Origin of the sequence: Citricoccus sp. (assembly GCF_035445025.1) — a bacterium.
Classification (GTDB): Bacteria; Actinomycetota; Actinomycetes; order Actinomycetales; family Micrococcaceae; genus Citricoccus.
The window spans coordinates 1-7,140 of the sequence record NZ_DAOMPX010000080.1 but is presented as its reverse complement, the minus strand read 5'-3'; the positions used below and the strand labels follow the sequence as shown (position 1 = coordinate 7,140).

Sequence of the window (7,140 nt, the reverse complement as noted above, 5' to 3'; positions counted from 1 at the left end):
ACTTCACCATCGTCAACACCTACTTCCCCGGCCTGCACTCCTACGCCGGCATCCCCGAATGACCACCACCCCACCCTGGGCAGGCCGGTGCAGCCCCGTCCGGACTAGGGTGGGACCATGTCCAGCGCACAGCCGTATGAACGCACCCTGCGCCAGCGGACCCTGCCGCAGGTCGGTGACTCCGGACAGCAGTTGCTGGCCGGTGCCTCCGTGGCGGTGGTCGGTGCAGGCGGCCTGGGCTCGCCGGTCATCCAGTACCTCGCCGCAGCCGGCATCGGCACCCTACACGTCATCGACGACGATCACGTGGAGCTCAGCAACCTGAACCGGCAGACCCTGCACGGGGTGGACACCCTCGGGGCGCCGAAGACCGACGGGGCGGTGGCGGCCGCCGCACGCCTGTCCCCCGAGACCACCGTGGTCCCCCACGCCGTGCGCCTCACCGATGCCAATGCCCGCGAACTGCTGGGGCCGGCCGACGTCATCATCGACGGCAGCGACTCCTTCCAGACCCGGTTCGTCGTCCACCGCGCCGCCCTCGCCCTGGGCCTGCCCGTGGTCTTCGGCGCCCTGTTCCAGTGGAACGCGCAGGTCACCGTGTTCTGGTCCGTCCCGCCGGCCGGTTCGGGACTGGCCCCGGTGGTGCTGACCGACGTGTTCCCGGACAACGCGGCGACCCACGCCTCGCCCGGTTGCGCCGAGGCCGGGGTGCTGGGCGCCGTCGTCGGGATCACCGGTTCCTTCCTGGCCCTGGAGACGATCAAGCTCATCCTCGGCACCGGTCGGCCGCTGGTGGGACGGATGCTGCTGGTGGACGGCCTCGCCGGCACCACCGCCGAGATCCCGCTGGCCGGCCCCCCTGTCCCCTCGACCCGCGCCCCGTCGACCCCCGCCGTGCCGGCCGCCGCGACGGCACCGGGACCGATCCCCCCGGGGGACATACCCCCGCAGGCCCTGTGGATCGACGTCCGCCGTCCCGAGGAGTCCGCCGAACGCCCCGGGCCCGGCGGCGCCGTGCTCCTCCCCCTGGACCGGGTGCTGCGCCTGGACCGTGGTCCGGACGCGCCCCTGCCACCGGACCACCCGCTGGCCGGACTCGCCCCGGACCGGCCCCTGCTGCCGTTCTGCGCCGCCGGCCCGCGCAGCGCCACCGCCGCCCGGCACCTGGCCGGTCTCGGCTGGCCGGTGGCCGGGTACCTCGACGGCGGGTTGCCGGGAGCGTTCCGTGGCTGAATTCCACTACATCCCGGTCGCCGACCACCAGGCGCGCGTCCTGCGCGTGGTCCCCCTCCTGGCGGAGGACACGGTCGGTCTCGAGGACGCCGCCGGCCACACCCTGGCCCGGGACGCCGTCGCCGCCCTGGACCTGCCGCCCTGGGACAACTCGGCCATGGACGGGTACGCCGTCCGCTCCGCGGACACCACCTCCGCCACCACGGACGCCCCCGTGCGGCTGGACGTCGTCGCCGAACTGCCCGCCGGCACCGACCTGGACCCGCCGCTCGCGCCGGGCCAGGCCGCCCGGATCATGACCGGGGCCCCCCTGCCCACGGACGCGGACGCCGTCGTGCCCCTGGAGGACACCGTGGGATGGGACCCGGCCGCCCCGACCGCGGGGACCACCCGGCCGGACCACGTGGAGCTGAGCGCACCGGTCGCGGCCGGCCGTCACGTCCGTCCTCGGGGTGACGACGTCCGGACAGGCCACCGGGTGGCCTCCGCCGGGCAGGAACTGGCCCCGCACCGGCTCTCCGCGGTGGCCGCCGCGGGCATCGCCGCGGTGACGGTCCGGCGCCGGCCGCGCGTGGTGGTCGTGAGCACGGGCAGTGAACTGGTCGCCCCGGGCGAACCGGTGCGCCGGGGGCAGATCCCCGACTCGAACTCCCACCTGCTCACCGCCCTGGTCCGCGCCAGCGGTGGCGAGGTGGTCCACCGGGGGCAGGTCTCCGACGACCCGGCTCGGTTGCGCGACCTGCTGGTGTCCACGGCGGCGGACAGCGACGCGGTCATCGTCACCGGCGGGGCCAGCGTGGGTGCCCATGACGTCGCCCGTCTCGTCCTCGCCCCGGACGCGGTCGGCGGGGTACCGCTCGAGCGCCGTCCTGCCGTCCCCGGCTCCCCGGGGGATGTTTCGCCCACCCCGCGCGGGACCGGCGGCGGTCCGGAGACCCCCACGGGCCCCCTGAACCACGTCGATGACCGTGCGGTCCGCTTCGACCGGGTCGCCGTGCAGCCCGGCAAGCCCCAGGGGTTCGGGCTCCTGCCGGACGGCCGGCCGGTCTGGTCCCTGCCCGGGAACCCGGTCAGCGCCTGGGTGAGCTACCTGGTGTTCGTCGAGCCCGGGTTGCTCGCCATGCAGGACCGGGCGGCACCGCTGGCGGACTGGCACCCCGTCACCACGGACGAGGGGTGGCGCTCCCCGCCGCGCCGCGAGCAGTTCGTGCCGGTCCGCGTGGTCTCCGCGCCCGGTGAACCGGTGCGGGTGGCCCAGGCGACCGAACGGGGCTCCGGCTCCCACCTGGCCGGGCGCATGGCCCGGGCCACCGGCCTGGTGCGCGTCCCGGCCGCCACGACCGAGGTGTCCGCCGGGGACACCGTCCTCTACCGAGCCCTGGAGGCCTGATGACACCCGCTGACCGTTCCGCCACCGAGACCGCCGCGGCCACCGGTTCGCCCGGGGCCTCCGGCGCCGATGGCTTCACCCACCTGGACGGCGACGGTTCCGCCCGGATGGTGGACGTGACCGCGAAGTCCCCCACCGTGCGCGCCGCCACCGCGGAGGCCACGGTGCTGGTCTCCCCCGAGGTCCTCGCCGCGCTCACCGGGGGCACCGTGCCCAAGGGCGACGTCTGGGCGGTGGCCCGGATCGCCGGCATCCAGGCCGCCAAGCGGTGCGCCGAGCTGTTGCCCCTGGCGCACGTGATCGGCGTGCACGGGGCCACCGTGGACTTCGAGGTCGGCCAGGACCGCATCCGCATCCTCGCCACCACCCGCACGGCCGACCGGACAGGGGTGGAGATGGAGGCGCTCACCGCCGCCTCCGTGGCCGGGTTGGCCATGGTGGACATGGTCAAGGGCCTGGACCGCTCGGTCGAGCTGACCGGGATCCGGTTGCTGGAGAAGACCGGCGGCCGCTCAGGGACCTGGCGGCGCGGAGACCGCGCGTGAGATGAGCGACCTGACGGCGGTCATCCTCTCCGGGGGCGCCTCCCGGCGCATGGGCCGGGACAAGGCCTCCCTGGTGTTCGACGGGCTCACACTCCTCGAGCGCACCGCTGCGGCCGTGCGGGCAGCCGGGGCCACACGGGTCGTCGTGGTCGGCGATCCACCGGTCGCCGGTCCGGCCGGCGCGTCGACAGCCACCGCGTCCGGGACCTCGGCCCTGGCCGGCGCCACGTTCCTCCGCGAGGACCCGCCCCGCTCCGGCCCGGTGGCCGCGCTGGAGGCCGCCCTGGGCGCGGTGGACACCTCGTGGATGCTGCTGGTGCCGTGCGACCTGGCGCGGCCCGCCGGGGCCTGCCGCGCCCTGCTGGACGTCGCCCTCGGGCCGGGCCGGGACGGCGCGGTGGCCGTGGACGCGACCGGCCACGTCCAGCACCTGACCGCGCTGCTGGACGTGGCCGCCCTGCGTGCCACCGCCCGGCCGGGCATCACCCGGGTGCGGGAGCGGCTGGCGCCGCTCGACCTGCTCGAGGTCCCGGAGCCCGCGGGCTCCCCCGGGCTCTGGGACGATATGGATACCCCCGAGGACATGGCCCGTGCGCGGGCCGGGAGAGGAGCTGCCGTGACGGATGAGCGGGACAACGAGGTGCCGGGGCTGCGGGACTGGATGGCCGCCGTCGTGGCCGAGCTGGGCCTTCCCGAGGACGTGATCGTCCCCTCGCCCCTGCTGGACACGGCCCGGGACGTGGCCAATGCCGTCGTGCGGCCCGGGGCCCCGATGAGCACCTACCTGATCGGCGTGGCCCTGGGACTCCAGCTGGCCGGAGCCGGCGCCGCGGGGGACACCGACCAGGACACCGCGCAGCGGGTTCGAGAGCTCGCCGCGCGGGTCCAGGACCTGGCCGCCCGGTACGACGCCGGCCCGGCGGGGGCGCGCTGATGGCCCGCGTGCGCCTGTTCGCCGGGGCCGCGGACATCCTCGGCGCCTCCGAACTCCGGCTGGACGCGGTCACGGCGGGCGAGCTGCGTGCCGCCCTGACCGCGGACCACGGCATAAGCGCCGAGCGGGTCATCGCCCGGTGCTCCCTGCTGGTGGACGGGGTCCGCGCCGTGGATGACGGCCACCCGGTCCGCGAGGACTCCCTGGTGGACGTGCTGCCGCCCTTCGCCGGGGGCTGACTCAGGAGGGCGCCGGGGACCCGTCGGGTCCGGACCCCGGCACGGCCGCGCGGGCCCCGTCCTGCCGGCCGGTGAAGTGATCCATGGTCCGGTTCACGCCGAGGGCGTCCATGACCCGGTCGAAGAAGCGCGTCGGCAGCGCGCGCAGGGCGGGCAGGGAGCGCACGAGCGGGGGCAGGACGAGCTGCTGCCGACCGGATTCGATGGCGTCGACCACCGCCTCGGTCACCTCGTCCGGGTCCAGGATCGGCAGCAGCCTCGGGAACCGGGTCTGCACGCCGGCGAACATGCCGGTGTCGATGTAGAACGGGCAGACGGTGAGGGTGTTGATGCGGTGCCCGTCGGCGCGCAGCTCGTTGCGCAGGGACTCCATGAAGCCGACCGCCGCCCACTTGGACGCGGAGTAGTCCGCCTGCCGGGCCACGCCCACCAGGCCCGCGGCGCTCGCGATGGTGACGACGCTGCCGTGCCCGCGCTCGATCATCCCTGCGAGGAACGCCCGGGTGACCCAGTACAGGGCCAGGACGTTGACCTGCATGGTCCGCTCGATGGCCTCGTCCGGGAGGTCCAGCAGCCGGGCGCCCGAGACCACGCCGGCGTTGTTGACCACCACGTCCACCGCCCCGGCCTGTCCCGCGGCCCGGCGGACGGCCTCGCGGTCGGTCACGTCGACCACGCAGGACCGGGCTGTGCCACCGGCCGCACGGACCTGTTCCACGGTGGCCGCACCGGCCTGCGCCGAGAGGTCCCACACGATCACCTCCGCGCCGCGGCGGGCGGCCTCCACGGCCATGAGGCGGCCCAGGCCGGACCCGCCGCCGGTGATGAGCACGCGAGCGCCGCGCAGGCGGTACCCCCTGGCCTCGTGCAGGTTCCCGGCCATCGACTGCTCCCTCTTCGGTCGGCTCTGATTCGTCCCGCCCACGAAGTTACCCTGCGGTAGTCACCGCCGCCACCGGTCGTGGGGCCGCCCCTCGGCCTGTCCGCTCAACCACCGATCGCGTTCATCCCGCGGCCGGGCTGGACGAACCCGGGGTCGTCGATCCCGTGCCCGGCCTTCTTGGCCGCCACGGACACGTGCATGGCCGCGGCGAGCTCGGCGTCGGTGGCGCCCTCGCGCAGCAGTGTGCGCAGGTCGGTCTCCTCGCGGGCGAACAGGCAGTTGCGCAGCTGCCCGTCGGCCGTGAACCGCAGCCGGTCGCAGTCCCCGCAGAACGGTGCCGAGACCGAGGCGATCACGCCCACGGTGTGGGGCCCGCCGTCCACGGTGTACAGCGCCGCGGGCGAGGAACCGCGGCCGGGCACCTCCGCCAGTTCGAACCGCTCCGCCAGCCGCTCGAGGATCTCCTCGCCGGAGACCAGGTGGTCCCGGCGCCAGGTGTGCCCGGCATCCAGCGGCATCTGCTCGATGAAGCGCATCTGAGCGTCCTGGGACACCGCGAAGGCCACCAGGTCGGCCAGTTCGTCATCATTGACCCCGCGCATGGCCACCGCGTTGAGCTTGAGCGGGCGCAAGCCCGAGTCCCGCGCCGCGGCGATGCCTGCGAGGACGTCGGCGTGCCGGTCGCGGCGGGTCAGGTCCCGGAACCGGTCCGGGCGCAGCGTGTCCAGCGAGATGTTCACGCGGGTCAGCCCGGCGGACCGCAGGGCGGGCATCCGCCGGTCCAGGGAGATCCCGTTGGTGGTCATGGCGATCGGCAGGGTGCCGCCGTCCGGCAGCGCGATCGCGGCCAGCCGGGCCACGATGTCCTCCAGGTCCGCCCGCAGCAGCGGCTCCCCGCCGGTCAGCCGCACCCCGGTGATGCCGTGGGTCACGGCGACACGGACCAGCCGCTCGATCTGTCCGGCGTCCAGCAGCTCGTCCTTCGGCGTGAACGGCCCGGCGTCCTCCGGCATGCAGTAGGTGCAGCGCAGTGAGCACTTGTCCGTCAGCGAGACCCGCAGGTCCCGGTGGGCCCTTCCGAACCCGTCCGTGAGGGCGCCCGCCAGGTGCCCGCCGCCGGTCTGCGTCCGGCGCACGACGTCGGCCAGCTCCCCGCGCGTGGGCAGCAGCCGGACCGCCTCGGGGCCGCCCGCGGGGTCCTGGCCCGCAGCGGACGTCCCGGCCGGTGCGGCGCCCGGCGCGGTGACGGTGCGGGTGGTCAGGACGACGGGCACCCCGGTCACGGCAGCCCCACCCAGTGAGCGTCCCCGGACGCGGTGTGCTGGCGCTTCCAGATGGGCACCTCGGCCTTGATGTCCTCGACCACGGCGCGGCAGGTCTCGAAGGCCTCCGCGCGGTGGGCGGAGGCGACCGCGACCACCAGGGCGAGGTCCCCGACGTCGAGGTGGCCGGTCCGGTGCGCCGCGGCGATCCGGACCTCGCCGGCCGGGTCCTGCGGCCCCCGGGCGTGGCTGGCGAGGATCTCGCGCAGGATCCGCTCGGCGTCCGGGTGGGAGCTGTAGTCCAGGGAGGTGACGGTGCCCTCGGCCTCCGGGTCGTGGTCGCGGACGATCCCGGTGAAGGTCAGTGCCGCACCGCACCGGGCGTTCACCACCGAGGCCTCCAGCGCCGCCGCGTCCAGGGGGCGGTCCGTGACGACGGCCGGTGGCGCGGTGTCCGGCGGCGCGGTGTCCGGTGGCGCGAGGGGTCGGTCAGGAGCGGACATGGTCACCTCCGTCGAGCTGGTCCACCAGGTGGGGCAGCAGCGGGGCGAGCAGTGGAACGGCCTGCTCGGCCGCCCGGCGCGACCCCGGCAGGGTCACGACGACGACCGGCCGGTGCCCGTCCGGCATCGGCGGGTCGACGACCCCGGCCAC

8 protein-coding genes are annotated in these 7,140 nt (G+C 75.5%); 5 read left to right on the top strand and 3 right to left on the bottom strand.

From position 1 onward, the window contains the following. Positions 1-117: 117 nt before the first annotated feature. Genes PLJ28_RS14260 through PLJ28_RS14240 form a run of 5 tightly spaced genes read left to right on the top strand, consistent with a single transcriptional unit; the run spans position 118 to position 4,341 of the window. Positions 118-1,233: a HesA/MoeB/ThiF family protein gene (locus PLJ28_RS14260; RefSeq protein WP_183525236.1), complete on the top strand. Its 1,116-nt coding sequence runs from the start codon at positions 118-120 to the stop codon at positions 1,231-1,233. Beyond that, positions 1,226-2,623, top strand: a complete 1,398-nt coding sequence (locus tag PLJ28_RS14255; RefSeq protein WP_183525233.1) for a molybdopterin molybdotransferase MoeA — start codon at positions 1,226-1,228, stop codon at positions 2,621-2,623. The genes PLJ28_RS14260 and PLJ28_RS14255 overlap by 8 nt, the downstream gene beginning before the upstream one ends. Continuing rightward, positions 2,623-3,168 (top strand): cyclic pyranopterin monophosphate synthase MoaC, encoded by a 546-nt coding sequence (gene moaC, locus PLJ28_RS14250; protein WP_183525230.1) that lies wholly within the window; start codon positions 2,623-2,625, stop codon positions 3,166-3,168. The genes PLJ28_RS14255 and moaC overlap by 1 nt, the downstream gene beginning before the upstream one ends. Before the next feature lies 1 nt (position 3,169). After that, the gene (locus tag PLJ28_RS14245; RefSeq protein WP_183525227.1) at positions 3,170-4,102 is read left to right on the top strand and encodes an NTP transferase domain-containing protein; all 933 of its coding nucleotides are present in this window, start codon (positions 3,170-3,172) and stop codon (positions 4,100-4,102) included. Then, on the top strand, positions 4,102-4,341 hold the full coding sequence (locus PLJ28_RS14240) for a MoaD/ThiS family protein (RefSeq protein ID WP_183525224.1): 240 nt from the start codon (positions 4,102-4,104) through the stop codon (positions 4,339-4,341). The genes PLJ28_RS14245 and PLJ28_RS14240 overlap by 1 nt, the downstream gene beginning before the upstream one ends. Before the next feature lies 1 nt (position 4,342). Here the strand turns inward: PLJ28_RS14240 and PLJ28_RS14235 are convergent, their stop codons facing one another. The 3 genes from PLJ28_RS14235 to PLJ28_RS14225 form a co-directional block, all read right to left on the bottom strand. Continuing rightward, on the bottom strand, positions 4,343-5,224 hold the full coding sequence (locus tag PLJ28_RS14235; RefSeq protein WP_183525221.1) for an SDR family oxidoreductase: 882 nt from the start codon (positions 5,222-5,224) through the stop codon (positions 4,343-4,345). Between the two features lie 104 nt (positions 5,225-5,328). Continuing rightward, positions 5,329-6,507, bottom strand: coding sequence for a GTP 3',8-cyclase MoaA (moaA, locus tag PLJ28_RS14230; protein ID WP_298045158.1), 1,179 nt, complete (start codon positions 6,505-6,507; stop codon positions 5,329-5,331). Then, on the bottom strand, positions 6,504-6,989 hold the full coding sequence (locus PLJ28_RS14225) for a molybdenum cofactor biosynthesis protein MoaE (protein ID WP_298045155.1): 486 nt from the start codon (positions 6,987-6,989) through the stop codon (positions 6,504-6,506). The genes moaA and PLJ28_RS14225 overlap by 4 nt, the downstream gene beginning before the upstream one ends. Positions 6,990-7,140 lie beyond the last annotated feature (151 nt).

Excerpts from the sequence above, each read along its gene's own strand:
- PLJ28_RS14260 (WP_183525236.1), top strand. The coding sequence starts at position 118 with ATGTCCAGCGCACAGCCGTATGAACGCACCCTGCGCCAGCGGACCCTG.
- PLJ28_RS14245 (WP_183525227.1), top strand. The coding sequence starts at position 3,170 with ATGAGCGACCTGACGGCGGTCATCCTCTCCGGGGGCGCCTCCCGGCGC.
- PLJ28_RS14240 (WP_183525224.1), top strand. The coding sequence starts at position 4,102 with ATGGCCCGCGTGCGCCTGTTCGCCGGGGCCGCGGACATCCTCGGCGCC.
- PLJ28_RS14235 (WP_183525221.1), bottom strand. The coding sequence starts at position 5,224 with ATGGCCGGGAACCTGCACGAGGCCAGGGGGTACCGCCTGCGCGGCGCT.
- PLJ28_RS14225 (WP_298045155.1), bottom strand. The coding sequence starts at position 6,989 with ATGTCCGCTCCTGACCGACCCCTCGCGCCACCGGACACCGCGCCGCCG.
- moaC (WP_183525230.1), top strand. The coding sequence starts at position 2,623 with ATGACACCCGCTGACCGTTCCGCCACCGAGACCGCCGCGGCCACCGGT.